This window comes from Streptomyces sp. NPDC033174 (assembly GCF_055577795.1).
Window position 1 is genome coordinate 220,880 of record NZ_JBVIPQ010000005.1, and the last position, 26,687, is coordinate 247,566.

Here is a 26,687-nt window from a genome sequence, read left to right on the forward strand (position 1 = left end):
CGCACACCTGCCCGTGTGACCGGGGCGGATTCGTCCGCCCCGGTCTCTTGCCCCGCAACAGTAGAATGTGAAATATTACTGCCGTGCCCAAGAGACACAACCACCGTCCCCCTGACGCCGTGATCATCGGCGCCGGAGTCGTCGGCGCCGCCTGCGCGTACTACGCCTGCCGCTCCGGCCTCGCCGTCACCGTGGTCGACCGCGGCCCCGTGGCGGGCGGCACCACCGGCGCGGGGGAAGGCAATCTGCTCGTCTCCGACAAGGAGGCGGGCCCCGAGCTCGACCTCGCGCTGCTGTCGACCCGACTGTGGCGCGAACTCGCCCAGGTCCTCCCACCGGAGACCGAGTACGAGCCCAAGGGCGGTCTCGTCGTGGCGCCCGACGAGACCGCCCTCACCGCACTGCGGACCTTCGCCGAGGGGCAGCGCGGCGCGGGCGTCGAGTCGCGGGAGGTACCCGCCGACGCCCTGCGTGAGCTGGAGCCCCATCTAGCGCCCGGCCTCGCCGGAGGCTTCCACTACCCGCAGGACGCCCAGACACAGCCCGCCCAGGCGGCCGCCCAGCTCCTGAGGGCGGCGCGGCGGCTCGGTGCCGAGGTCCGGCTCGGCGACGAGGTCACCGAGGTCCTCACCGACACGCGCGGCGCCGTCCGCGGCGTCCGCACCACGAGCGGCGACCTTCTCGCACCGGCCGTCGTCAACGCGGCCGGCACCTGGGGCGGACAGCTCGCCGCCCTCGCCGGAGCCTCTCTTCCCGTACGGCCCCGACGCGGCTTCGTCCTCGTCACCGAACCGCTGCCACGCCTCGTACGGCACAAGGTCTACGCCGCCGACTACATCTCCGACGTCGCCAGCGGCTCGGCGGCCCTCCAGTCCTCGGCCGTCGTCGAGGGCACCCCCTCCGGGCCGGTCCTCATCGGTGCCACCCGCGAGCGGGTCGGTTTCGACCGGACCCTCTCCACCGAGGCCCTGCGCAGACTCGCGTCCCAGGCCACCGCCCTCTTCCCGGTTCTCACGGACGTCCACGCGATCCGGACCTATCTCGGGTTCAGGCCCTACCTCCCCGACCACCTCCCGGCCATCGGGCCCGACCCGCGCGTCCCGGGCCTCCACCACGCCTGCGGGCACGAGGGCGCGGGCATCGGGCTCGCCCCGGCCACCGGACTGCTCGTCACGGCGGGACTGCGCGGCGAACCGCCCGCCCTCGACCTGCGGCCGTTCCGCCCCGAGCGTTTCCCGGCCCCCGATCAGCCAGGAGCCGACCCAGGAGCCGACCGATGACCAGACCACCGTCCTCCGCCGTCGGGGCGGGCCCCGACGCGGCGTACACCCTCACCTTCGACGGCCGTGACATCAGCGTGCTCCCCGGCCAGTCCATCGCCGCCGCACTCTGGGCGGCCGGCATCCTCTCCTGGCGCACTACCCGGGGCAACGGCGCGCCCAGGGGCGCCTTCTGCGGAATGGGCGCCTGCTACGACTGCCTCGCCACCGTCAACGGCCGGCCGAACCAACGCGCGTGCCTGGTCCCCGCGCGCCCCGGCGACACCGTCACCACCCAGGAGGGCACCGGCCATGCCGACAGCGCCGTCTGACCGCCCGGCCATGCCGACCGGCCTCGCCCCCGCCGGTCCGCACACCGCCGACCTCGCGATCGTCGGAGCTGGCCCCGCCGGACTCGCGGCCGCCGTCACCGCCGCCGATCTCGGGCTCACCGTGCTGCTCATCGACGCCGGAGAGCGGCCCGGCGGACAGTACTACCGGCACCCCGCCCCCGAACTCGCGGCCGCACGCCCCCAGGCCCCGCACCACCAGTGGCGGCCCTTCGCCACCCGCGTCCGCCGCCTCGACGAGCACCTTCGCGCCGGACGCGTCAGACACCTCGCCGCCCACCACGTGTGGACCGTGACCCGCGAGGAAGAGGACCGATGGCGGCTGCACGCGGTCGCCGGCCCCGACGAACGTTCCGCCACGGCCCATGCCGGGGCCGTCCTCCTGGCCACCGGCGCGTACGAGCGCCAACTGCCCTTCCCCGGCTGGACCCTGCCCGGAGTGGTCGGCGCGGGCGGCGCCCAGGCGATGCTGAAGGGCGGCCTCGTCCTGCCCGGCAAGAGGATCGTCGTCGCGGGCAGCGGCCCGCTGCTGCTCGCCGTCGCCGGGTCCCTCGCCGCCGCCGGAGCCCGCGTCCCCGCCGTCGTGGAGGCCGCCGACTACACCGCGTACACCGGCGCACTCCCCGCGGTACTCCGCAACCCCGCCAAGGTCGCCGAGGGCGCGGTCCACGGCGCGGGGCTGCTCAGGCACTCCGTACGGCTGCTCACGCGGCACGCCGTCACCGCCGCCCACGGCACCGACCGGGTCACCGCCGTCACGGTCTCCCGTCTCGACCGCGACTGGCGCCCCGTCCCGGACAGCGGCCGACGGATCCCCTGCGACGCCGTCGCCGTCGGCCATGGGCTCGTCCCGCAGCTGGAACTGGCCACCGGCCTCGGCTGCGCCACCCGGCGCACCCCCGACGGGACCGCCGCCCTGGCGCTCGACTCCGACCAGCGCACCTCCGTCCCCGGCATCTGGGCGGCGGGGGAGACGGGCGGCATCGGCGGAGCCCAACTGGCCTTCGCCGAAGGAGAACTGGCGGCGCGGTCGATCGCCCGCACCCTCCTGGGCGGGCCGGGCCCACGCGGCACCGCGGCCCTCGCCCGGCGCCGGGCGCGGCTGCGGGCCTTCGCCGACGCGATGGCAGCCGCCCACCGCCCGGGACCCGGCTGGACCGACTGGCTCGACGCCACCACCGAGGTCTGCCGGTGCGAGGAGGTGACGGCGGCCAGGATCCGGGAAGCCGTCGACGACCTCGGGGCCCGGGACGCGCGCAGTGTCAAACTGCTCACCCGCGCCGGGATGGGCTGGTGCCAGGGCCGGATGTGCGGCCAGGCCGTGGCGCGCCTCGCGGGGGAGGAGCCGGCCGCGGACCGGCGCCCGCTCTCCTGCCCCGTACCGCTATGGCAGCTCGCCGAACTGCCCGCACGCGCCGCACCACCCGAAGACCCGGCGCCGGCCGAACGGCCCGGGCCGGACTGACGCACCGAGCGGGCCGAGCGGCCCGGGCCGGGGCCGACGCGACAAACTGCCCGAACTGCCCGGCCGGACCGACGCCGCCAGCCGACCGAACCCGGACCGACGCCCCCAGCTGACCGAACCCGGACCGACGCACCCAGCCGACCGCACGCACTCAGCCGACCGAGCGCCCAGAGCCGGACCACCCCGGGTCGCCCGCACACGGCACCGCGGCACCGCGCCACCCATCATTCGAGGAGTTGTACGTTGACCGATCACCGGACACGGCCCTGGCACGGCGTCATGGTCGCCACCGCCCTGCCCTTCGACGACGCGCTGCGGATCGACTACGACGCCTACGCCGAGCACGTCGCCCGGCTCATCGGCCAGGGCTGCGACGGTGTCGTCCCCAACGGCTCCCTCGGCGAGTACCAGACCCTCACCGACGACGAGCGCGCCCGCGTCGTCAGGGTCGCCGTCGAAGCGGCCGGTGACGGGAGCAGGGTGATGGCGGGTGTCGCCGCCTACGGCAGTGACGAGTCCCGCCGCTGGGCCGACCAGGCGGCCGAGGCCGGCGCGGGATCGGTCCTCCTCCTGCCCCCCAACGCCTATCGTGCCGACGAGCGCTCGATCCGCGCCCACTACGCCGAGGTGGCGAAGGCCGAGCTGCCCGTCGTCGCGTACAACAACCCCTTCGACACCAGGGTCGACCTCACCCCGCGGCTGCTGGCCGCGCTGCACGCGGACGGCAGCATCGTCGCCGTGAAGGAGTTCAGCGGCGATGTCCGACGCCCCTACGAGATCGCCGAACTCGCCCCCGAGCTGGACCTCCTGATCGGTGCCGACGACGTCCTGCTAGAACTGGCCCTCGCGGGCGCCGTAGGCTGGATCGCCGGGTACCCCAACGCCCTGCCGGCCGCCTGCGTCGCCCTCTACCGCGCCGCCGTCACACAGGACCTGGACGAGGCCCTGCCGCTCTACCGGTCGCTGCACGCGCTGCTGCGGTGGGACTCGCGGCCCGAGTTCGTCCAGGCCATCAAGCTCTCGATGGACATGGCGGGGCGCCCCGGCGGCCCCGTACGCCCCCCGCGGACCCCTCTCACCGACGAGCAGGCGGACGCCGTCCGCGCCGCCACCGAGAAGGCGCTCGCCGAAGGCCACAAGTAGAGGCCGTCAAAGACCCACAGAGGCCGGTTCGGGCCGCGGAGGCCCAGTCGCACGAGCAGGAACAGCAGGAACAGCAGAACGGACAAGGAGGGGACATGCGCACCCGGCACGTCTACCACGCAGTCGACTCGCACACCGAAGGCATGCCGACCCGTGTCATCACCGGCGGCGTCGGCGTCGTACCCGGCGCCACCATGGCCGAGCGGCGGCGCCACTTCATCGATCATCTCGACCACGTCCGCACCCTGCTCATGTACGAGCCGCGTGGCCACGCCGCGATGAGCGGCGCCATCCTCCAGCCGCCCACGCGCCCCGACGCGGACTACGGCGTCCTGTTCATCGAGGTCTCCGGGCTCCTCCCCATGTGCGGTCACGGCACCATCGGGGTGGCCACCGTGCTGGTGGAGACCGGCATGGTGCCCGTCACGGAACCCGTCACCACGGTCCGCCTCGACACCCCGGCGGGCCTGGTCTCCGTCGACGTGCGGGTCGAGGACGGCGTGGCCAAGGCCGTGACCCTCACCAATGTGCCCGCGTTCTGCCTCGCGCTCGACCGCAAGGTCCGCGTACCAGGACATGGCACGGTCACCTATGACATCGCATACGGCGGCAACTTCTACGCCTTCGTCTCCCTGGACGACCTCGGCCTGCCCTTCGACCGCGCCCGCAAGGACGACCTGCTCGCCGCCGGTCTCGCCGTGATGGACGCCATCAACGCCACGGACCGGCCGGTCCACCCGGAGAACCCGGAGATCAACGGCGTCAAGCACGTCTATCTCGCCGCTCCCGGCTCCGACGCCACCCGCTCCCGGCACGCGATGGCGATCCACCCCGGCTGGTTCGACCGCTCACCCTGCGGGACCGGCACCTCGGCCCGTATGGCACAACTCCACGCACGCGGCGAACTGCCCCTCGGCCGCGACTTCGTCAACGAGTCCTTCATCGGTACGGAGTTCACCGGGCGCCTCGTCGCGGAAACCTCGGTCGGGGGGTTGCCCGCCGTGGTGCCGACCGTGACCGGTCGGGCCTGGATCACCGGAACCGCCCAGTACTTCCTCGATCCGGACGACCCGTTCCCCGCCGGCTTCCAGCTCTGACACCCGCCCCCCGGCATCCCTCCGCCGATCGGTGCCGGGGGCCCGCGCTTGATCGATTGGTGGGCCCTGGGAGCCGGGCTTACGGTCGAATGGTGGGCGGACCCGTCCACGGCCCCTCCGCCAGGGCGCGATGTGCCATGAGGACTCCCAAGCCGACGAAGACCACCAGAACCGACGCCCCGGAACGGGGCGGCGGCAACGGAATGGCCCTTCTCGTCATCGCCTCGTGCCAGCTGATGGTGGTCCTCGACATCACCATCGTGAACATCGCCCTGCCGCACATCCAGAACTCGCTGAACTTCTCCACGACGAGCCTGTCCTGGGTCGTCAACGCCTACACGCTCACCTTCGGCGGTCTGCTGCTGCTCGGTGGCCGCGCAGGTGACGTCCTGGGAAGACGCCGGGTCCTCATCGTCGGTCTGCTGCTGTTCGTCCTCGCCTCACTGCTCGGCGGTCTGGCACAGAACTCCGGCCAACTCCTCGCCGCCCGCGCCGTGCAGGGCGTCGGCGGCGCGATCATCTCGCCGACGTCCCTGGCGCTGGTCACCACCACGTTCAGTGAAGGACCGGCCCGCAACCGGGCGTTCGGCGTGTTCGCCGCCGTCTCCGCGGGCGGCAGCGCGATCGGGCTGCTCGCCGGTGGCCTCCTCGTCGAGTGGCTCGACTGGCGCTGGGTGTTCTTCGTCAACGTGCCGATCGGCCTGCTGATCGCCTTCGCGACGCCGCGCTACATCAAGGAGTCCGAACGGCATCCGGGCCACTTCGACCTGGCCGGGGCCCTGACCTCCACGCTCGGCATGGTGGCGCTGGTCTACGGATTCATCCGGGCCGCCCAGGAAGGCTGGCGGGAGCCCCTCACCCTGGCGTCCTTCGGCATCGCCGTGGTGCTGCTCGCGGCCTTCATCCTGATCGAACGCCGCTCCAGGCAGCCGATCACACCCCTGCACATGTTCGCCGACCGCAACCGCTCGGGCACGTACGGCATCATGATCAGCCTCGCCGCCGCGATGTTCGGCATGTTCTTCTTCCTGACGCTCTTCGTGCAGAACGTGCTGGACTTCAGCCCGCTCCGGGCCGGCCTCGCCTTCCTGCCGGTCAGCGCGATCATCGCGGTGGGCGCGGGGCTGGCTTCCCAGCTCCTGCCCAAGTACGGGCCGAAGCCCTTCATGGTCACCGGCGCCATCCTGGCGGCGGGCGGCCTGTCCTGGCTGACCCTCACCGACGTCCACTCCACCTATCTGGGCAGCGTTCTCGGTCCGATGCTGGTCTTCGGTCTCGGCATGGGGATGCAGTTCGTTTCCGTGACGTTGATGGCGGTCTCCAATGTGCCCCCGCACGAGACCGGCGCGGCGTCGGGCATGCTCAACGCGACGCAGCAGGTGGGTGGTTCCCTGGGGCTCTCGATCCTGGTCACCGTCTTCGGCACGGTCAGCCGCAACGAGGCCGACAAGCAGGTCCCCGACTTCATCGCCCACGCGACCCCGGCGCAGCGCCTCGAGTTCCGGCAGACCGGTCAGCTCCCGGCGCCGTGGGGCGATCACATCCTGACCTCCGGCGTCTCGGCCGCCTTCGTCGTCGCGGCGGGGCTCGCGATCATCGCGGCACTGATCGCCCTCTTCGTGATCCAGGTCCGCCCCGGAGACATCGAACGCCTCAAGGGCGGCATCGGCCCGGGCGTCGGACAGGCCTGACCTCACGCCTCGGGGCCCCGCCGCGGCGGGGTACGGGAAGGCGCGGCGCCCGACGAGAGGTTGTAGGTCAACGGTCCTTCAGCGGCCCCGGGGCTCGGTTCCCGGGGCCCGGATGCGTCAGATGTCCCGGGACTTACCGCGCGGCGCTGCGATCTGAGGGAACATATCCAGCACCGCCCCTGACCAGCAGGGTAGAGGTCATCACTGGTCATTGCCGGTCCCCCCCGGGCCACCCTCGGACGGCCCAGGGACGGCCCGGGTGTGCAGTGGACACACGGCTCCGGAAGCCCCACGCGCCTCGCGAGTTCCAGTAGGCCAGGTACCCAGGGGCGGCCTCCGCCGCCTCGCCATGCCTGCAGCACGCCAGGGCCGCCGGAACCACAGTTCGCTTCTCGCGTGTTTGGGTGGCTCATCGTCAGGGCCCGTGCCGATGGCTGGCCGCGCCGGCGCGGAGACGGGCGCGCGGCTCACGCCGTGGGCCGCGCGCCACGCTTGCGCGGCGCCGCGACGGCGTAGAGACGCTTTCATCGCCACGCATGAGGGATGAGCGCCGTCCGGAAGCCCCCACAACAGGTCAGCGGCCCAGCCGGGCAGGCCGGACGCCTTGCTACATCAGGAGATGGGCGTTCACCGCACGGGCCTGTGCGGTCAGTCCAGAGAGCTCCACGACCTCGATGTTCTCAGCACGGAGGGTCTCCACTCCCACGCAGTCGGCCACCAGGAGGCTCGGCTCGCGCCAGGCGATGACCACGCGACGGAGCGGGGAGCGGAGGATCAGCTGGGTGCATGTGAGGGGGCGGGACTTGCGCTCGGAGCAGGGCTCCAGGGTGCTGTAGAGCGTGGCGCCGGCCAGGCGCGAGTCGTCCACGTGGAGCTTGGCTAGGGCCGATTCCTCGGCGTGGACGTGGGCGTCCGTCTCGCGGGAGTAGCCGTGGGCAAGCTCCTCGCCGTCGGCGCCCACGATGATGGCGCCGACCGAGAAGGCGCCTTCCGCCGGCGGGCACTTGCGGGAGAGTTCGATGGCCCGCTCCATCCAGGTCGCATCGTTGGCGTGATTCACGCGGGACCCTCCTGCTTCGGCAGGTAGCGGAGAAGGACCACGTCGCCGATGGTGCTGGCCTCGGCGAGGTGTATGCGGCGGGCGGAGCCGCCCGGGTAGCTGGCGGGGTTCAGGAAGCGGGGGGCGCCTGCGTCGCCGACGACCAAGGGGGCGATGGCCAGGTGGATTTCGTCGGCCAGCCCCTGGGAGAGGAATGCGGTGTGGATTTGTCCGCCGCCCTCCACCATCAGCCGTTCGACTCCGCGGGCGCCGAGGTCGTCCAGCAGGGCCGCGAAGTTGATGGTCGCGCCGGTGGAGACCACGTCTGCGAGGCCGGCAAGCCGCTCTCGGAGCTTCTCCTCACCCGCGTCCGTGGTGTAGGCGAGCTTGTCGCCGCCGTGGTGCCAGAACTTCAGGTCGGCGTCCAGGTCACCGCTCGCGGAGACGGTCACCTTGAGCGGGTAGTCAGGCTTCCCCGCCGCCACTCGAGCTTCGCGCCGCTCCTCGCTGTTGACCAGCAGCCGGGGGTTGTCGGAGCGCATCGTGCCGGCGCCGATCAGGATGGCGTCGGACTCCGCGCGTACCTGGTCCACGCGGTCGAAGTCCTCGCTGTTGCTCAGCAGGAGCCGCGAGGTGCTGGTGTCATCGATGTAGCCGTCCACAGACGTGGCCACGCTGAGCAGGACGTACGGGCGGGGCATCGGGGGTCTCCTTCGGTTGCTGGTCAGTGCAGAGGGAGTCAGGCCAGGCCTGGCGCAGTACGGCTTCGGTCAGCGCATCCTTGAAGTCGGCCACGCCAGGGACCGTACGCCATTGATCCAAAGTGCTGTCGAGCTGGGCAAGCTCCCGCGCGATACGGTCCGAACCGGTCTCCTTCGCAATGCTCAGGGCTTGCAGCCCCACGGTGGCCGCCTGCTCCGGCTCCCCGGCTCGCGCCAGAGATAGCGTCTCCCGCCGTCCCGGTGGTAGCCCGCGGGAAGTCGCGTGATGGCGTCCCGGAATCCTTCCGCAGCCCCGCGGTGGTCTCCCAGCGCTGAGAGGCTGTGCGCGCGCTGTAAATCGATGTACGCAGCGTCCAGCCAGACGCCCCACGGGGAGTTGGGGTCCGGGTCCATGACGGCGTGCAGCTCCCGGGGGTACTCGTAGGCCCTCTGAGCCATCACGTGGTCCTGGCGCAGGGCGTGCCCATGTGCCCACATCGAGCGGCTGTTCACCGCCGCACAGGCGAAGGGCGAATACCTGCGGATGCGAGGACGCCTGGGCGCCCCGACGCCCGACCAGCCGGATCCGGGGGGGGGAGAGAGAGAGACACCGGCGACGGCCCACAGGCGGCCCAGGAGGGCGGGAAAGCGTCCTGACCTGCGGCGTACTTAAATGTCCCGGAAGATCTCGATCTGCGCGCCGACCGAGTTCAGCCGCTCCGCCAGATCCTCGTACCCCCGGTTGATGACGTACACGTTCCGCAGCACCGACGTGCCCTCCGCCGCCATCATCGCGAGGAGCACCACCACCGCCGGCCGCAGCGCGGGCGGGCACATCATCTCCGCCGCGCGCCAGCGGGTCGGGCCCTCCACCAGGACGCGGTGCGGGTCCAGGAGCTGCAGGCGGCCGCCCAGCCGGTTGAGATCGGTGAGGTAGATCGCACGGTTGTCGTAGACCCAGTCGTGGATCAGGGTCTTGCCCTGGGCCGCCGCCGCGATCGCGGCGAAGAAGGGCACGTTGTCGATGTTCAGGCCCGGGAACGGCATCGGGTGGATCTTGTCGATCGGCGCCTCCAGCTTGGAGGGCCGGACCGTCAGATCCACCAGCCGGGTGCGGCCGTTGTCCGCCGGGTACTCCGCGGTGCGGTCGTGGTCGAGCCCCATCTCCTCCAGGACGGCGAGCTCGATCTCGAGGAACTCGATCGGCACCCGCCGGATCGTCAGCCGGGACTCGGTCACCACGGCCGCCGCCAGCAGGCTCATCGCCTCGACCGGGTCCTCGGAGGGCGAGTAGTCGACGTCCACGTCGATGTTCGGGACGCCGTGCACGGTCAGCGTCGTCGAGCCGATGCCGTCGACCCGTACGCCCAGCGCCTCGAGGAAGAAGCACAGGTCCTGGACCATGTAGTTGGAGGACGCGTTGCGGATGACCGTCACCCCGTGGTGGCGGGCCGCGGCGAGGAGGGCGTTCTCGGTCACGGTGTCGCCGCGCTCGGTGAGGACGATCGGGCGGTCCGGCGCGACGGACGCCTCGACCTGGGCGTGGTAGAGCCCCTCGGTCGCGGTGATGTCCAGGCCGAACCGGCGCAGCGCGATCATGTGCGGCTCGATGGTCCGTGTGCCGAGGTCGCAGCCGCCGGCGTACGGCAGCTTGAAGTGGTCGAGCCGGTGCAGCAGCGGACCCAGGAACATGATGATCGAGCGGGTGCGGCGCGCCGCCTCGGCGTCGATCGCCTCCATGTCGAGCTGTGCGGGCGGGACGATTTCGAGGTCCACGCCGTCGTTGATCCAGCGGGTGCGTACGCCGATGGAGTTGAGGACCTCCAGGAGCCGGAAGACCTCCTCGATGCGGGCCACCCGGCGCAGGACCGTCCGGCCCTTGTTGAGCAGGGAGGCGCAGAGCAGCGCCACGCAGGCGTTCTTACTGGTCTTTACGTCGATGGAGCCGGAGAGCCGGCGTCCGCCGACCACGCGCAGATGCATGGGTCCTGCGTAACCCAGAGACACGATTTCACTGTCGAGCGCCTCGCCGATACGGGCGATCATCTCAAGGCTGATGTTCTGGTTGCCGCGCTCGATGCGGTTGACGGCGCTCTGGCTTGTGGCCAGCGCCTCGGCGAGCTGACTCTGCGTCCAGCCCCGGTGCTGCCGGGCGTCACGGATGAGCTTGCCGATGCGTACGAGGTAGTCGTCTGCCATGGCCGCAGGTTATCTCAGATATGAGATGGTGCTCGCGTTGGGCTGAGCCATTAGGGTGACGCGCTGTGGGCGGTGGGGTGACGCGGTTCGTAGAGCGGCAGTTTGCCCCGCTCGGCAGCCGTACGCCCGCGAGCAGCCCCCAGCCCTGGTCGCTGACGGGCCGTGAGATCTCGGCCCCGCGCCGAGCGAGCGTGTCCAGCACGCGCGCGATGTCGTCGCACATCAGATACAGCTCGTGCTTCGGCTCGCCCGCCGTGGGATGAACGGCGACCTCCGCCGGCGGCAGCGCGAAGATGAGCCAGCCGCGCCCGGCGTCGACGTGGTCGAAGCCCAGCACGTCCTTGAGGAAGGCCCGATCCGCGTCCGCGTCCCGCGTGTAGAGAATCACATGTGCGCCGCTGAACATGGTGTGATCCTCAGCCCGCCCGCCGGCCGCGGCAAACTCGCCGCGGCCGTCCGGGGGTCACATGTGACCGGTCAGTCCTGTCCGCAGCCGCAGGCCCGGTGCCTTCCGCCGTGGACCGCCGTGTACGAGGCCGGCCTGGGGCCCGCCTCGGCCCGGGCCAGTCCCGCGGCCGCGGCACTCCCGGTCACCGAGTGCGCGTCGTGCACGACCCGCCCGCCGACCAGCGTCAGCTCGGCCCGTGTGTCGCTGATGTCCTCCACCGGACAACGCGTCACATCGCGGTCGAGGACCACCAGATCCGCCGCGCGGCCCCGCTGGACGGTGCCGGTCAGCCGGTCCATGCGCAACTGCCACGCCGTGCCGTACGTATGCATCCGCAGCGCCGAGGCGCGCCCGAGGCCCTCCAGCTCGCGGTGGAGCTCGCCCTCGCCGTGCGCACCGCGCCGGTCGATCGCCGTGCGCACCTGGTTCCACACCTGGAGCGGGTCGACCGGCCAGTCCGAGCCGCCGGACAGCCGCGCGCCGTGCCGCTCCAGGCTCCGCGCCGGATACATCCAGCGGTGCCGCTCCGGCCCGATGTACGGCAACAGCGCCTCCATCGTCCAGGTGTCCTCGGCGGCCCACTGCAACTGCATGCACGCCACGACACCCAGCTCGGCGAAGCGCCGGAGGTCCGCGGGGTCGACCAGCTGCAGATGGGCGACGGTGTTGCGCGCGTCGCGCAGCCCGGTCGCGCGACGCGCGTGGGCGTAGCCGTCCAGCGCCGTGCGGACCGCGCGGTCACCGAGGCCATGGGCGTGCATCTGCCAGCCCGCCCGGTTGAAGGTGGCCGTCAGCCGACCGTAGTCGTGCCCTGAAACATACAGTTCACCCCGATTGTTCGTCGCTCCTCCCCGGCCGTCCAGATAGGGCTCCAGCAGCGCGGCCGTCTGCGCCGGGTACTCGATCACACCGTCCAGGAACACCTTGATCATGCCGAAGCGCAGACCGGGGACATCCTCGAACTCCCGCCGCAGCGCCCGGGCGTACGCCAGCGAGCCGGCCGGGTCCTTCGCCCGGTCCGCCTCGATCCGGATGGCCGGTACGACACGCTGCGGCAGCTTCCCCGCCGCCGCCAGCGCCCGGTACGTCACCAGCTCCCCGCGTGTGACCCAGGCATCCATCATCGTGGTGACCCCGGAGGCCGCGGCCTGGGCGAGGACCCGGGCGCACGCCGCGACCAGGTCCGCCTCACCGGGCTCCGGAATGTGACGCGTCACCAGCGGCTGGGCGTCGTCCTTGAGTACTCCGGTCGGCCTGCCGTCCGCTCCCTTGACGATCTTTCCGCCGACCGGGTCGGGCGTCGAGGAGGTGATCCCGGCGATCTCCATTGCGCGGGCGTTGACCCAGACGTTGTGTCCGTCACCGCCGACGAGGGCGACCGGGCGCCGGGTGGGCAGGGCGTCGAGCATGGTGTGGTGCGGGGCGGTGCCCTGGGGCAGCAGGCCGATCGGGTTCCAGTCCTCCACCACCAGCCAGCCGTCCGGCTCCTGGCCGGGGGAGTCCTTCAGGAAGCCGGTCAGGGTCTCCCGGAGCTCGGCCTCGGTCGTCTCCGCGCCCTCCAGCGAGGGCCGCAGTGAGCGCTTGCCCGCCGCCAGGGGGTGGACATGGCCGTCGTGGATGCCGCTCATCACGGTGCCGCCGCGCGCGTCGACCACCTCGGTGTCCCGGCCGATGAGCCGGCGCAGTTCGTTTCCGCGGCCGGTGGCGACGATCCGGCCGTCGCGGCCGACGGCGACGGCCTCGACGGGACGGGAGCCGGAGAGTCCGGTGAACACCCGGGCGTTGTGCACGATCAGCGAGGCGGACGAGCTCCGTACGGACCTCCGCGCGGCCGGGGCGGGCGCCGCGGAGCCGGGCGCCGACAGCGCGGCGGCGGGCGCCGCCGCGCTACCGACCAGGCCGGCCGCGCCCGCGGCCAGCACGGTGCGCCGGGAGAGAGAGGACGTCATGAGCACTCCTGGAGGCGAGGGTGGCTGTGGCCTGAACCCTCGGTGATTAACCCCTTAACCAGTAGCCGCCCCGGACGACGGATTCCCGCGGCCGACTCCCCGCCGGGCCATGGAATCCGTACGATGACGCGCGTGTCCGGACCCACCCTCGCCGACATCGCCCGCGCCGCCGAGGTGTCGACGGCGACCGTGTCCCATGCCCTCAACGGCACGGGCCGGCTGGGCGAGGCCACCAGGCGCCGGGTCCGGGACGTCGCCGTCGCCCTCGGCTACGGCCCGCCGCGGGCGACCCGCACCCGTACGCTCGGCGTCGCCGTCACCACCTTCGCCGGCGTCCCCTGGAACATCACCGCCGTTCCCTTCTTCTCCCGCGCCCTGACCGCCGCGACCGCCGCCGCCCATGCCCATGGCTTCGCGCTCACCACCCTGCCCACGCAGCGGGGTGCCGAGTCGCTCTGGCACACCCTCGCCGTCGACGGAATGCTGATCATGGACAGCCCGGTCGGCGACCCGGTGCTCCGTGCCCTGCGCGCCCGGGGCGTCCCCCTGGTCTTCGACGGGGTGCCGGGAGACCCGCTCCCGGGCGACCTCTGGGTCGACAACGACCACCGGGCCACCACCCGCGAGGTGCTCGACCATCTCGCGGCGGCCGGGTCCGAGCGCGTCGCGCTCCACGCGGGCTTCGGCCGCGACCACTGCACCACCACCGTGACCGAGACGTACGAAGCCTGGTGCGCGGAGCGCCGCAGGCGTCCGCTCCTCGTCACCTTCGATCCGCACGACGACGGGGGCCATGCCTTCGACGCGCTGCTGAGCCGCGACCCGACGGTCCGGCCCGACGCCGTCTACTCGATCTACGACCCCGGCGGCCGTCAGCTGCTCGCGGCCGCCGCGCGCCACCGAATCGCCGTGCCCGATGTGCTGCGCGTGGTGTGCGCCAGCGAGGATCCTGGATACGCGGAGACCGATCCACCGGTGAGCACGGTGACCCTGCGTCCCGAGGTCACAGCGGGTACCGCCGTGGCCTTGCTGACACGGCTCATCGAGCCCGGACAGGGCGAATCGCCACAACCGGTCGTCGTCCCCGCCGCTCTGCGGGTGCGCGCCTCGTCGCACGGCGCGGGGATGTACTAGTGTGTTATCTCGACATCGAGATATCTGCCCGAAGACGCACCACAGCCGCCCCGGTAAGGATTGCCTTACTAAGTCTTACCTTAGCGGACCGGCGAGGAGCCCGTGGCGGCAGGACCACGCGGCGTCAGCCGCATATCTGACGCAGCGCGGTAGATACGCGCACATTGAAGAAGGAGACTGTCGTGTCGGCGAACAGCTTCGACGCCCGCAGCACGCTGCGCGTGGGCGACGAGTCGTACGAGATCTTCAAGCTGGACAAGGTCGAGGGCTCCGCGCGCCTCCCTTACAGCCTGAAGGTGCTGCTGGAGAACCTGCTCCGCACCGAGGACGGCGCGAACATCACCGCCGACCACATCCGGGCCCTCGGCAACTGGGACTCCCAGGCACAGCCCAGCCAGGAGATCCAGTTCACGCCGGCCCGCGTGATCATGCAGGACTTCACCGGTGTGCCCTGTGTCGTCGACCTCGCCACCATGCGTGAGGCCGTCAAGGAGCTCGGCGGCGACCCGGCGAAGATCAACCCGCTCGCCCCCGCCGAGCTGGTCATCGACCACTCCGTCATCGCCGACAAGTTCGGTACGAAGGACGCCTTCGGCCAGAACGTCGAGCTGGAGTACGGCCGCAACAAGGAGCGCTACCAGTTCCTGCGCTGGGGCCAGACCGCCTTCGACGAGTTCAAGGTCGTCCCGCCCGGCACCGGCATCGTCCACCAGGTCAACATCGAGCACCTGGCCCGTACGGTCATGGTCCGGGGCGGCCAGGCGTACCCCGACACCCTCGTCGGCACCGACTCGCACACCACCATGGTCAACGGCCTCGGTGTGCTCGGCTGGGGCGTCGGCGGCATCGAGGCCGAGGCCGCGATGCTCGGCCAGCCGGTCTCCATGCTCATCCCGCGCGTCGTCGGCTTCAAGCTGACCGGCGAGCTGCCGGCCGGCACCACCGCCACCGACCTGGTCCTCACGATCACCGAGATGCTGCGCAAGCACGGCGTCGTCGGCAAGTTCGTCGAGTTCTACGGTGAGGGCGTCGCCGCCACCTCCCTCGCCAACCGCGCCACCATCGGCAACATGTCGCCGGAGTTCGGCTCCACCGCCGCGATCTTCCCGATCGACGGCGAGACGCTGAAGTACCTGAAGCTGACCGGCCGCAGCGAGCAGCAGGTCGCGCTCGTCGAGGCGTACGCCAAGGAGCAGGGCCTCTGGCTCGACCCGGCCGCCGAGCCCGACTTCTCCGAGAAGCTGGAGCTCGACCTCTCCACGGTCGTCCCCTCCATCGCCGGCCCGAAGCGCCCGCAGGACCGCATCGTCCTGGCGAACGCCGCCCAGCAGTTCGCCCAGGACGTGCGTAACTACGTCGACGACGTCGACGAGGCGGGCAAGGAGTCCTTCCCGGCCTCCGACGCCCCGGCCAACACGCCGAACGGCGCCCCGTCGAAGCCGGTCCTGGTCACCGCCGCCGACGGCTCGACCTACGAGATCGACCACGGCGCCGTCACCGTCGCCGCGATCACCTCGTGCACCAACACCTCGAACCCGTACGTCATGGTCGCCGCGGCGCTGGTGGCCAAGAAGGCGGTCGAGAAGGGCCTGACCCGCAAGCCGTGGGTCAAGACCACCCTCGCCCCGGGCTCAAAGGTCGTCACCGACTACTTCGACAAGGCGGGCCTGACCCCCTACCTCGACAAGGTCGGCTTCAACCTCGTCGGTTACGGCTGCACCACCTGCATCGGCAACTCCGGCCCGCTGCCGGAGGAGGTCTCCAAGGCCGTCAACGAGCACGACCTCGCGGTCACCTCGGTCCTCTCCGGCAACCGGAACTTCGAGGGCCGTATCAACCCCGACGTCAAGATGAACTACCTGGCCTCCCCGCCGCTGGTCGTCGCGTACGCCCTCGCGGGCTCCATGAAGGTGGACATCACCAAGGACGCGCTCGGTGTCGACACCGAGGGCAAGCCGGTCTACCTGGCCGACATCTGGCCCTCCGAGGCCGAGGTCAACGACGTCGTGGCCAACGCCATCGGCGAGGACATGTTCAACAAGTCCTACCAGGACGTCTTCGCGGGTGACGCCCAGTGGCAGGCGCTGCCGATCCCGACCGGCAACACCTTCGAGTGGGACACCGAGTCCACCTACGTCCGCAAGCCCCCGTACTTCGAGGGCATGACGATGGAGACCACCCCGGTCGAGGACATCACCGGCGCGCGCGTGCTGGCGAAGCTCGGCGACTCGGTCACCACCGACCACATCTCCCCTGCCGGTGCCATCAAGGCCGACACCCCGGCCGGCCAGTACCTCACCGAGCACGGTGTGGAGCGTCGTGACTTCAACTCCTACGGCTCGCGCCGAGGCAACCACGAGGTCATGATCCGCGGCACGTTCGCCAACATCCGCCTGCGCAACCAGATCGCGCCGGGCACCGAGGGCGGCTACACCCGCGACTTCACCCAGCCGGACGCGCCGGTGTCGTTCATCTACGACGCCTCGCGCAACTACATCGACCAGGGCATCCCGCTGGTCGTCCTGGCCGGCAAGGAGTACGGCTCCGGCTCGTCCCGCGACTGGGCCGCCAAGGGCACCGCGCTCCTCGGCGTCAAGGCCGTCATCGCCGAGTCGTACGAGCGCATCCACCGCTCGAACCTCATCGGCATGGGTGTCCTGCCGCTCCAGTTCCCGGAGGGCGCCTCGGCGGCCACCCTCGGCCTCACCGGCGAGGAGACCTTCTCCTTCACGGGCGTGACCGAGCTGAACAACGGCACCACCCCGCGCACGGTCAAGGTCACCACCGACACCGGTGTGGAGTTCGACGCGGTCGTCCGCATTGACACCCCCGGTGAGGCGGACTACTACCGCAACGGCGGCATCATGCAGTACGTGCTGCGCAACCTGATCCGCGGCTGACCCACCGGCCACAGGTCACCCATCGCACGGACCGGCCGTCACCCCGCACGGGGTGGCGGCCGGTCCGCGTCGTTTCCGAGCCCCTGTCCTGCGCGCCATGGACCTCGACAGCGACCCGGACGGGCTCGACCGCGACGCATTCGTCGCGGCGGCGCCGGCTAGGAGATCAGCTCCACCTCCGCGAGTGTCGCCGTGCCCACCGGGACCAGGCGGTACTTCGCGTACGTGCCGGGGGCGCCGACCGAGAAGACCCGGGTCTGCCGGTCCCAGGCGAACGTCTCGCCCGACCGCTTGTCCAGGTCCTTCCAGGTGGTCCCGTCCCGCGAGCCCTGGAGCACCCAGCCCCCCGGCGCCTTGGCCCGGTCGGACGAGGTCAGGGTGTACTGGACGGCTCGTACCGCGGCGGCCACCGGAAGCTCCACCGCCGCCGTCTCGCCCGCCGTGGCCGAGGTGTTGTCGAAGAGCGGGCCGGCGCCGGTGATCACGTCGTGGCGGGGCGAGGGCACCTTGTCGTCCTGGGTGAGGGAGACCGGGGCGGCCTTCGCGCCCGTGCCCCACGTGGACGGCCTGGGGCCCATGTCGAACTGCAAGGTGCCACCGCGCGCGAGCAGATCGTGCGGCAGGGCGGTGGAGTTCCACTCCTTGCCGTTGACCCTCAGCCCCTGGACGTAGAGGTTGCGGGAGCTGTTCTCCGGGGCCTTCACGACGAGCTTCTCGCCGTTGTCCATGCGCACGGTCGCCTTGGTGAACAGCGGAGAGCCGATCGCGTACTCGCCGCTGCCCATCACCAGCGGGTAGAAGCCGAGCGCCGAGAAGAGGTACCAGGCGGACTGCTCGCCGTTGTCCTCGTCGCCGTGGTAGCCCTGGCCGATCTCGCTGCCCGTGTAGAGCCGCGAGAGCACCTCACGGACCTTCTCCTGCGTCTTCCAGGGCTGGGAGGCCGCGTTGTACATGTAGGTGACGTGGTGGGCGACCTGGTTGGAGTGCCCGTACATGCCCATCCGCACGTCGCGTGCCTCTGTCATCTCATGGATGACACTGCCGTACGACCCCACGAACTCGGGGCTCGCCGTCTCCGGGGTGGAGAAGTAGGCGTCCAGTTTCTCGCCGAGAGCCGAGCGCCCGCCGTAGAGGTTGGCGAGGCCGCGCGAGTCCTGGGGCGCGGTGAAGGCGTAGCCCCAGCCGTTGGTCTCCGTGTAGTCGTAGCCCCAGATCCGGGGATCGTACTGGGCGGAGGGGACCCGCCAGTCGCCCTTGAGGTCGCGGCCCTGGAAGAAGCCGGCCTTGGAGTCGAACAGCGAGACGTAGTTGCGGGCCCGGTTGAGGAAGTACGCCGACTCGTCCCTGTAACGCGTCTTCCCGGTCTTCTTGTGGAGGGCCTCGGCCATCTTCCCCACGCCGTAGTCGTTGAGATAGCCCTCCAGGGACCACGACAGGCCCTCGTGGGTCTCGGTGGAGGCGTAGCCGAGGAAGGGGGAGGTCTCCATTCCCTTGCGTCCCACCCCCCGGCTCGGCGGCGTGACCGTCGCGTTCTTCAGCGCCGCCTCGTACGCGGCCTCCGCGTCGAAGTCCACGCCCTTGACGTACGCGTCGGCGAAGGCGACGTCCGACGAGGTTCCGGTCATCAGGTCGGCGTAGCCGGGTGAGGACCAGCGGGAGATCCAGCCGCCGTCCTTGTACTGCTGGACGAAGCCGTCCACCAGCTCGCCGGCCTTCTTCGGGGTGAGGAAGGAGTAGGCGGGCCAGGTCGTGCGGTAGGTGTCCCAGAAGCCGTTGTTGACGTAGACCTCCCCGTCGACGATCTTCGCGCCGGTGCGGGTCGGGGTGTCCGGACCGGTCATCGGGGAGAAGGGGCTGGCGTACTGGTGCTTCCCGCCGACCTTCTCGAAACCGGAGTTGGGGTAGAGGTAGAGCCGGTAGAGGCTGGAGTAGAGCGTCACCAGCTGGTCGCGGGTGGCACCCTCCACCTCGACCCGGCCGAGGACACCGTCCCAGGCGTCCCGCGCCTTGTCCCGGACCCGCTCGAAGCGCGACCCGGAGGGAATCTCGGCGGACAGGTTGGCCTTCGCCTGGTCCAGGCTGATCAGTGACGTGGCGATGCGCAACGTCACCGTACGGTCCGAGCCCGCTTCGAACCGCAGATGTCCCTTGACGCCCTGCGCGGCGGACGCGGTGACCGGAGCGTCGAAGACGCCATACACGAACATGCGTGTGGCGCCGGTGGACAGACCGCTCTTCACGTCGGAGAAGCCGCTGAAGGAACTCGTCGCCGGGTCGAGCGTGAGGCCGCCCTCGTCGGTGACGTTGTCGAAGAGAACGGACGCGTCCTCCCCGGGATAGGTGAACCGCATCATCGCCGCGTGGTCGGACGGGGTCAGCTCGGTCTTGAGGCCGTTCTCGAACGTCACACCGTAGTAGTGCGGTGTGGCGCTCTCCTTCTCATGCCGGAAGGGAAGGGCGCGCGCGGTGCGTGAGGTGTCGGGCGTGCCGGACGCCGCCGACGGCATCAGCTGGAAGGTCTGCCGGTCGCCCATCCACGGACTCGGCTCGTGGCTGGCCGCGAAAGCCTGGATGGTGGGCAGGTTGTCCGCGTTGTTCCCGCGCGCGTACTCGTACAGCCAGGTCTTGGAAGCCGCGTTGGTCACCGGCGTCCAGAAGTTGAAACCGTGCGGCACGGCCGTGGCGGGGAAGGTGTTGCCCCGGGAGAAGGAGCCACTGGAGTGGGTGCCCCGGGTCGTCGACGCGTAGTCCGACAGGTGTGCGAGGCGCTTCTCGGGGGCCTTCCCCCTGAGCGTGATGTCGTCGATCCAGCCCTGGAACTTCGCCGGACCCTTGGGAGAGTCGTACGCGACCAGGATCCGGTCGACGGTCTTGCCGGCCGCCACGGAACCGATCCCCGAGTCGACCTGGTTCCACTGGTTGACATAGAGGCGCTTGGCCGCGCCCTGGCCCTGCGGGGTCAGCGCTCCGCCGTGACGGTCGACGGCCCGCAGCTCGCTCAGATAGGTGCCGTCGGTGAAGGCCAGGTCCACCGCCACGTTCGTCGCGGGGTAGTTGAGGTCCGTCTCCGGCAGGGAGGGGAAGATCCGGTAGGACAGCTCGGTGTTCCGGCCGACGGCCGTGTTCACGTCGAAGACCTTGTTGTACGAGTAGGCCCGGCCGCCGGGCTTGTGCGTACCGGCGTAGCGCAGTGTCCGCTTGCCGGTGAAACCCGCGTTCGCCTTGGCGGTGGGGGAGCCGCCCGGGCCCCGGTCGGTCAGGGTGCGCATGTCCTCGGGGGCGGGCGAGGAGGTGTCGCCGTTCGAGAACTGGACGTCGGCGAGCTGTGTGATGCCGGAAGCGCCGTTGTTCCTGGTGATCTCCAGCCGGTAGTGGGCGTACGGCGCCGCGCCCGCCGCGCCGTCGGTGGAGAAGCTCCTGGTCTCGAAGCGCTTCCCGAAGGTCTGGTCCTGCCGGCTGTCCAGGACCTTCCAGTCCTTGCCGTCGGTGGAGCCCTTGAGCGTCCAGTCCTTCGGGTCGCGTTCGGCCGCGTCGTTCGCCGAAGTCAGCGCGTACGTGACCACCTTGGTGGGTTCGTCCAGGTCGAATTCGACCCATCCCGTCGGTTCGAACACCAGCCATTTGGTGCCCGGTTGGAGGTCGACGAGATTTTCCTTGGTCTCGCCGGAGCCCGCGTTCTCCCCGTTGGCCCGGACGTCCACCACCTTGTCGGTGACATTGCCCGGTATCCCGGTCGCGAAGCCGCCGTCGACGCCGGAGGAGCGCTTCGTTCCGTCCGGTCCCGTTTCAACGGTATTGCGCCAGGTCGGCTGAGGTTCTCCCGCTTCGAACGAGGAGCTGAACTCCCCCTCCGGCGCGTCGGGTCGGCCCGGCAGGGCCACGGCGGTCGAGGGTGCGCCGCCCACGATCAGGGCGGTGGCCACCAGCAGGGCGGCCGCGGGGAGGTGTCTGTGCATGGCGAGTGGTATCTCCTGCCCAAACGGCTGGACAACGTTGTCAATTCCATGGCGCAGGGTCCAGTAGGGAGGTAAGTACCTGGTGGTGTCAAGGGTGTTGGCGACGCCAAAAGGGTGGATTCAGTCATTCTGCAGAGCCTCCCCGGGGGCGAATGCGTGCAGAACCGTCACGGATATCCCGGAGGTCTCAACTCGGGAAAGACTGCCGCCCAAACTTGCTTTCGATCTTGCTCAGTTGGCGGGAAGTGGACTATACCTGTCGGCGTCCGGCCAGTCCTTCATGATGATGGCCCGGACAGGGGGAAACGGGGACGTGCGGGCCATCCCGTACGACCGGGCGACCCTTGCACGACCCACGCTGCACATGACATGACCAAGCTGCACACGTGCATGACCCAAGCTGCAATGGAACGCGGTGGCGGGGCCCTTCGCCTCAGGCGAGAAGGACGGGCGACCGGTACACCGCCTGAGTCCTGGAGAAGGCGAGGACTTGAGCATGGGATCCACCTCCGCCCGTAACAATGAGGGCCTTGGCCGTCGCGATCTGATCAAGCGTTCGGCCGCACTCGGCCTGATCACGGTTCCGACGATGAGCTTCCTGTCAGCCTGCGCGAGCGGCGACAGCGGCGCCGACAAGGGCAAGGCCGCGAAGGGCGAGAAGTCGGCGAAGAACCCCCTCGCCGTCAATGAGTCCGCGCCGCTCGACGTTGTCATTTTCGACGGTGGTTTCGGCACGCAGTACGCCGAGGACGCCAACAAGGTCTACGAGAAGAACTACCCCAAGGCCAAGGTCAAGTTCTCCAAGACCCAGAAGATCCAGTCGGTGCTCCAGCCGCGCTTCAACGGCGGGACCCCGCCGGACCTGATCGACAACTCCGGCGCCCAGCAGATGGACATGGGCGTCCTGGTCGGCAAGAAGCAGCTGACCGACCTCACTCCGCTGCTCGACGCCCCCTCCATCGACGACCCGAACAAGAAGGTCCGCGACACCCTGCGGCCCGGAATCGTCGAGATGGGCCAGTTCGACGGCGCACCCGTCTGGATCATGTACTACGCCTACACCGTGTACGGCGTCTGGTACTCGCAGACCGCGCTGGACAAGCTGGACGCGAAGTACCCGGAGACCTGGGACGAGATGCTCGCCCTGTGCGCGAAGGCGAAGAAGCAGGGCATCGCCGGCTGGACGTACCCGGGCAAGCACCCGTACTACCTGCCGTTCTCGCTCTACCCCTTCATCGCCAAGATCGGCGGTGTCGAGGTCCTCGACGCCATCGACAACCTGGAGCCGAAGGCCTGGGAACACCCCGCCGTCAAGGCCGCCTTCGAGGCGTACTACGAGCTCTTCGCCAAGGGCTACATCCTCCAGGGCACGCCCGGCCTCGACCACCGCGGGTCGCAGGGCGCCTGGGCCCGCGGCAAGGCGCTGTTCATCCCGAACGGCTCCTGGGTGGAGAACGAGGAGGCGAAGTTCATCCCGAAGGACTTCAAGCTCGCCGTCGGCGCGCCCTCCGGCCTGGACGCCTCCGACAAGATGCCCTTCGGCACCATCTGGGCGTCCGGCGGTGAGCCCTTCATCGTCCCGGCGAAGGCGAAGAACCCCGAGGGCGGCATGGAGCAGCTGCGCATCATGCTCAGCGAGGCCTCCTCGAAGAGCTTCACCGCCAACACCAAGTCGCTGTCCGCGTTCAACGGCGGCACGACCGGTATCGAGCTGTCCGACGGTCTCAAGTCCGGTGTCGCCGCGCTGGAGAAGGCCGGCGCGAACGTGGTGAACCCGCGCCTGCAGGACTGGTACGTCAAGCTCCAGAAGGAGCAGATCGGTGTCGCCGGTCTGGGCGAGATGATGGCGGGACGGGCGACCCCCGCGGAGACCATCAAGAAGATCCAGGGCTTCGCGGACGCCGCGGCCAAGGACTCGTCCATCAAGCACTTCAAGCACCAGAAGTGACAGCGCGTCACCAGCGGCAGCAGCACAGGAAGGTCGGAGTCGGTCGCAATGCAACACGGTAAATACCGGTTCATCGTCGGGTTCTTGGCGATTCCCCTGGCGTTGTACGCCGTTTTCGTCATCTGGCCGTTCATCCAGTCCATTTATTACTCGTTCACCGACTGGACCGGTCTGAGCCCCGACTTCACCATGGTCGGCTTCGACAACTACACGAAGATGTTCCACGACGACATCTTCTGGAAATCCCTCCGGCACAGCGTTCTGCTCGCGCTGGTGCTTCCGCTGGTGACGCTCGGCCTCGCGCTCTTCTTCGCTTTCATGATCAATGTCGGTGGGCGGCGCCGTAAGGGCGCCGCCGTCGGCGGCGTACGGGGCTCGGGCTTCTACAAGATCGCGTATTTCTTCCCGCAAGTGCTGTCGATCGCGATCGTGGCGATCCTCTTCCAGTTCGCGTACGACCCCGCCCAGGGCATGATCAACGGATTCTTCAAGGCCGTCGGCCTGGAGGATTTCCAGCCGAACTGGCTCGGCGACCCCGAACTGGCCCTGTGGTGCATCATGGCGGTGCTCGTCTGGTGCACGGTCGGCTTCTTCGTGGTGCTCTTCTCCGCCGGCATGGCGTCGATCCCCAAGGACTTCTACGAAGCGGCGCTGCTCGACGGCGCGAGCCGCGTCACCACCTTCTTCAGGATCACCCTGCCGCTGCTCAGGGACACCGTGCAGTCGGGCTGGGTCTACATGGGCATCCTGGCGCTGGGCGCCGAAGCCTTCGCCGTCGTCCACATCATGTCGGTCGGCCCCGGCGGCCCCGACTACGCGACGACGGTCCTGCCGCTCTACGTCTACCAGGCGGCATTCCGGGACGGCCAGGCGGCCTACGCGACCACGATCGGCGTCGCCCTGCTCCTTGTGACACTGGCCTTCGCGGCCATCGTGCTGCGAGTGGGCCGGCGTGAGCGGCTGGAGTTCTGATTCCGATGAAGACCACTGACACCCCTCCCGCCGGGCTCGGCGGCACCGCCGTACCCGAGCAGCGCGCGCCCCTCGCCAAGCAGGCCCCCCGGCCGGCGAAGCGGGGCAGCGACGGCGCCGTCCTCAATGTCTTCTCGCACGGCATGCTGATCCTCTGGGCGATCATGGTCGTGCTGCCCCTGCTGTGGGCGGTCATGACGTCGTTCAAGACGGACACGGCCATCTTCGAGGAGCCCTGGGGCCTGCCCGACTCGCTGCTCTTCGAGAACTGGTCGCGGGCGTGGACCGAAGCGCACATGAGCGACTACTTCGTGAACACGCTCATCGTGGTGGCCGGCTCCCTCGTCGGCACGCTCCTCTTCGGTTCGATGGCCGCCTACGTCCTGGCGCGCTTCGAGTTCCCCGGGAACCGGTTCATCTACTACCTCTTCGTCGGAGGCATGAGCTTCCCGGTGATGCTGGCGCTGGTGCCGCTCTTCTTCGTCATGGACAACACCGGACTGCTGAACACGATGCACGGCCTGATCCTGGTCTACATCGCGTACTCGCTGCCGTTCACCGTCTTCTTCCTGACCTCGTTCTTCCGGACGCTGCCGACGTCCATCGCCGAGGCGGCCATGATCGACGGGGCCTCGCACACCCGGACCTTCTTCCAGGTGATGCTGCCGCTGGCCCGGCCGGGCCTGATCAGCGTCGGGATCTTCAACTTCCTCGGCCAGTGGAACCAGTACATGCTGCCCACGGTGCTGAACACCGACCCGGACAAGCGCGTCCTCGCGCAGGGCCTGGTCGAGCTCTCCACCAGCCAGGGATACAAAGGGGACTACTCCGGTCTCTTCGCCGGTCTGGTGATCGCGATGCTGCCCGTTCTGGCGGCGTACATCGTCTTCCAGCGGCAGGTGGTGGCCGGCCTCACCGCCGGAGCCCTGAAGTAGGGGCCACGGTCGCACGAGCCGTACACGCGGTACCGGTGCAAGGCCCCGGCGGGCATCCCCGCCGGGGCCTTCGTCGTGCGCCGTCGCCCCGGTTCGGCCACGGTGGAAGGAACAGACAGGAATAAATCGGGCGTTTCCATAGCGGAACTGCTCATCGGAGTCCCGGCCCGCTCAAGGTCTTGACGGAGACCAACCCAAAAGGCTCCCCTTAGAGTTCACATGTTGGAGAAAACGGCAGGAGTGAGTGAGTCGATGGAGACTCCGGGTTCGCAGACATCTCTGCATCGGGCCAATCTCGAGCGGGTCGTACGAGCGGTGCGTATGGCCGGTTCACTCACCCAGGCGGAGATCGCGAGAGCTACCGGCCTCTCGGCGGCCACCGTCTCCAACATCGTCCGGGAGCTGAAGGACGGCGGCACCGTCGAGGTCACCCCCACCTCGGCGGGCGGGCGCAGGGCCCGCAGCGTCTCGCTCAGCGGCGACGCGGGCATCGTCATCGGGGTCGACTTCGGCCACACCCACCTGCGCGTGGCGGTGGGCAACCTGGCCCACCAGGTGCTTGCGGAGGAGTCCGAGCCCCTCGATGTCGACGCCTCGTCCGCTGAGGGCTTCGACCGGGCGGAACAGCTGGTCAAGCGGCTGATCGCGGCCACCGGTATCGGCCAGGAGAAGGTCGTCGGCGTCGGCCTCGGCGTCCCGGGCCCCATCGACGTCTCGTCCGGAACCCTCGGCTCCACCTCCATCCTCCCGGGCTGGACCGGCATCAACCCGTCCGAGGAGCTCTCCGGCCGCCTCGGTGTGCCCGTGTATGTGGACAACGACGCCAACCTCGGCGCGCTCGGCGAGCTGGTCTGGGGCAGCGGCCGGGGCGTCAAGGACCTCGCTTACATCAAGGTCGCCAGCGGTGTGGGCGCGGGACTGGTGATCGACGGGCAGATCTACCGGGGCCCCGGCGGCACCGCCGGCGAGATCGGGCACATCACCCTCGACGAGTCGGGGCCGGTCTGCCGCTGCGGCAACCGGGGCTGCCTGGAGACGTTCACGGCCGCCCGGTACGTGCTGCCGCTGCTCCAGCCCAGTCACGGACCCGACCTGACCATGGAGCGGGTCGTGCAGCTGGCGCGCGAGGGAGACCCCGGCTGCCGCCGGGTCGTCGCCGACGTCGGGCGGCACATCGGCAGCGGGGTGGCGAACCTCTGCAACCTTCTCAACCCCAGCCGGGTGGTCCTCGGCGGAGATCTCGCCGAGGCCGGTGAGCTGGTCCTCGGGCCCATCCGCGACTCCGTCTCGCGCTATGCCATCCCCAGCGCCGCCCGGCAGCTGTCGGTGGCCCCCGGGGCGCTCGGAGGCCGCGCCGAAGTTCTGGGGGCACTTGCCCTAGTACTGAGTGAAATGGGAGATTCATCCCTACTGGAAAGTGCGCTTCCGGCCTCCGCGCCAGCCTCTACGCCTGTCTTCACTTAGATAACGAATGGCACCGTTGTCATCTCGTTAAAGATTT

General features: G+C 70.0%; 18 protein-coding genes. 12 read left to right on the top strand and 6 right to left on the bottom strand.

The window, feature by feature from the left end; all coding sequences use genetic code 11:
- The first annotated feature begins 83 nt into the window (after window positions 1-83).
- From ACZ5VC_RS17855 to ACZ5VC_RS17880, 6 genes are all read left to right on the top strand, one after another.
- Window positions 84-1,280 (top strand): NAD(P)/FAD-dependent oxidoreductase, encoded by a 1,197-nt coding sequence (locus ACZ5VC_RS17855; protein WP_469120973.1) that lies wholly within the window; start codon window positions 84-86, stop codon window positions 1,278-1,280.
- On the top strand, window positions 1,277-1,591 hold the full coding sequence (locus tag ACZ5VC_RS17860; protein WP_469120974.1) for a (2Fe-2S)-binding protein: 315 nt from the start codon (window positions 1,277-1,279) through the stop codon (window positions 1,589-1,591). The genes ACZ5VC_RS17855 and ACZ5VC_RS17860 overlap by 4 nt, the downstream gene beginning before the upstream one ends.
- Entirely contained in the window at window positions 1,572-3,074 is a 1,503-nt protein-coding gene (locus tag ACZ5VC_RS17865; RefSeq protein WP_469120975.1) for an FAD/NAD(P)-dependent oxidoreductase, read from the top strand. The genes ACZ5VC_RS17860 and ACZ5VC_RS17865 overlap by 20 nt, the downstream gene beginning before the upstream one ends.
- Before the next feature lie 279 nt (window positions 3,075-3,353).
- Window positions 3,354-4,217 carry a dihydrodipicolinate synthase family protein gene (locus ACZ5VC_RS17870; RefSeq protein WP_469121316.1) on the top strand — a complete coding sequence of 288 codons (864 nt, stop codon included), beginning with the start codon at window positions 3,354-3,356 and terminating at the stop codon, window positions 4,215-4,217.
- 95 nt (window positions 4,218-4,312) lie between these two features.
- Entirely contained in the window at window positions 4,313-5,314 is a 1,002-nt protein-coding gene (locus ACZ5VC_RS17875) for a proline racemase family protein (protein ID WP_469120976.1), read from the top strand.
- A 137-nt stretch (window positions 5,315-5,451) separates the two neighbouring features.
- On the top strand, window positions 5,452-7,005 hold the full coding sequence (locus tag ACZ5VC_RS17880) for an MFS transporter (protein WP_469120977.1): 1,554 nt from the start codon (window positions 5,452-5,454) through the stop codon (window positions 7,003-7,005).
- Window positions 7,006-7,612: 607 nt separating this feature from the next.
- On the opposite strand, the gene ACZ5VC_RS17885 is transcribed toward ACZ5VC_RS17880, so the two are convergent.
- The 5 genes from ACZ5VC_RS17885 to ACZ5VC_RS17905 form a co-directional block, all read right to left on the bottom strand.
- Complete coding sequence (locus ACZ5VC_RS17885; RefSeq protein WP_469120978.1) at window positions 7,613-8,065, bottom strand: cytidine/deoxycytidylate deaminase family protein; 453 nt, start codon at window positions 8,063-8,065, stop codon at window positions 7,613-7,615.
- Window positions 8,062-8,745 carry a RibD family protein gene (locus ACZ5VC_RS17890; protein WP_469120979.1) on the bottom strand — a complete coding sequence of 228 codons (684 nt, stop codon included), beginning with the start codon at window positions 8,743-8,745 and terminating at the stop codon, window positions 8,062-8,064. The genes ACZ5VC_RS17885 and ACZ5VC_RS17890 overlap by 4 nt, the downstream gene beginning before the upstream one ends.
- Before the next feature lie 669 nt (window positions 8,746-9,414).
- On the bottom strand, window positions 9,415-10,944 hold the full coding sequence (locus ACZ5VC_RS17895) for a helix-turn-helix domain-containing protein (protein ID WP_469120980.1): 1,530 nt from the start codon (window positions 10,942-10,944) through the stop codon (window positions 9,415-9,417).
- On the bottom strand, window positions 10,901-11,350 hold the full coding sequence (locus ACZ5VC_RS17900) for a VOC family protein (protein ID WP_469120981.1): 450 nt from the start codon (window positions 11,348-11,350) through the stop codon (window positions 10,901-10,903). The genes ACZ5VC_RS17895 and ACZ5VC_RS17900 overlap by 44 nt, the downstream gene beginning before the upstream one ends.
- Window positions 11,351-11,421: 71 nt before the next feature.
- Window positions 11,422-13,341, bottom strand: a complete 1,920-nt coding sequence (locus tag ACZ5VC_RS17905) for an amidohydrolase (RefSeq protein ID WP_469120982.1) — start codon at window positions 13,339-13,341, stop codon at window positions 11,422-11,424.
- Between the two features lie 123 nt (window positions 13,342-13,464).
- Here ACZ5VC_RS17905 and ACZ5VC_RS17910 point away from each other — a divergent pair, with 123 nt between their 5' ends.
- Both ACZ5VC_RS17910 and acnA read left to right on the top strand, forming a co-directional pair.
- Window positions 13,465-14,475, top strand: a complete 1,011-nt coding sequence (locus ACZ5VC_RS17910; RefSeq protein WP_469120983.1) for a LacI family DNA-binding transcriptional regulator — start codon at window positions 13,465-13,467, stop codon at window positions 14,473-14,475.
- Between the two features lie 182 nt (window positions 14,476-14,657).
- Complete coding sequence (gene acnA, locus ACZ5VC_RS17915) at window positions 14,658-17,375, top strand: aconitate hydratase AcnA (RefSeq protein ID WP_469120984.1); 2,718 nt, start codon at window positions 14,658-14,660, stop codon at window positions 17,373-17,375.
- Window positions 17,376-17,533: 158 nt separating this feature from the next.
- Here the strand turns inward: acnA and ACZ5VC_RS17920 are convergent, their stop codons facing one another.
- Window positions 17,534-21,331: a GH92 family glycosyl hydrolase gene (locus ACZ5VC_RS17920; RefSeq protein WP_469120985.1), complete on the bottom strand. Its 3,798-nt coding sequence runs from the start codon at window positions 21,329-21,331 to the stop codon at window positions 17,534-17,536.
- Window positions 21,332-21,827: 496 nt separating this feature from the next.
- Here ACZ5VC_RS17920 and ngcE point away from each other — a divergent pair, with 496 nt between their 5' ends.
- The 4 genes from ngcE to ACZ5VC_RS17940 all read left to right on the top strand — a co-directional run bounded on the left by ngcE (window position 21,828) and on the right by ACZ5VC_RS17940 (window position 26,650).
- The gene (gene ngcE / locus ACZ5VC_RS17925; RefSeq protein WP_469120986.1) at window positions 21,828-23,279 is read left to right on the top strand and encodes an N-acetylglucosamine/diacetylchitobiose ABC transporter substrate-binding protein; all 1,452 of its coding nucleotides are present in this window, start codon (window positions 21,828-21,830) and stop codon (window positions 23,277-23,279) included.
- Window positions 23,280-23,327: 48 nt separating this feature from the next.
- Window positions 23,328-24,251: a carbohydrate ABC transporter permease gene (locus tag ACZ5VC_RS17930; RefSeq protein WP_469120987.1), complete on the top strand. Its 924-nt coding sequence runs from the start codon at window positions 23,328-23,330 to the stop codon at window positions 24,249-24,251.
- A gap of 5 nt (window positions 24,252-24,256) precedes the next feature.
- The gene (locus ACZ5VC_RS17935; protein WP_469120988.1) at window positions 24,257-25,186 is read left to right on the top strand and encodes a carbohydrate ABC transporter permease; all 930 of its coding nucleotides are present in this window, start codon (window positions 24,257-24,259) and stop codon (window positions 25,184-25,186) included.
- Between the two features lie 252 nt (window positions 25,187-25,438).
- Complete coding sequence (locus ACZ5VC_RS17940; RefSeq protein WP_469120989.1) at window positions 25,439-26,650, top strand: ROK family transcriptional regulator; 1,212 nt, start codon at window positions 25,439-25,441, stop codon at window positions 26,648-26,650.
- Window positions 26,651-26,687: the final 37 nt, after the last annotated feature.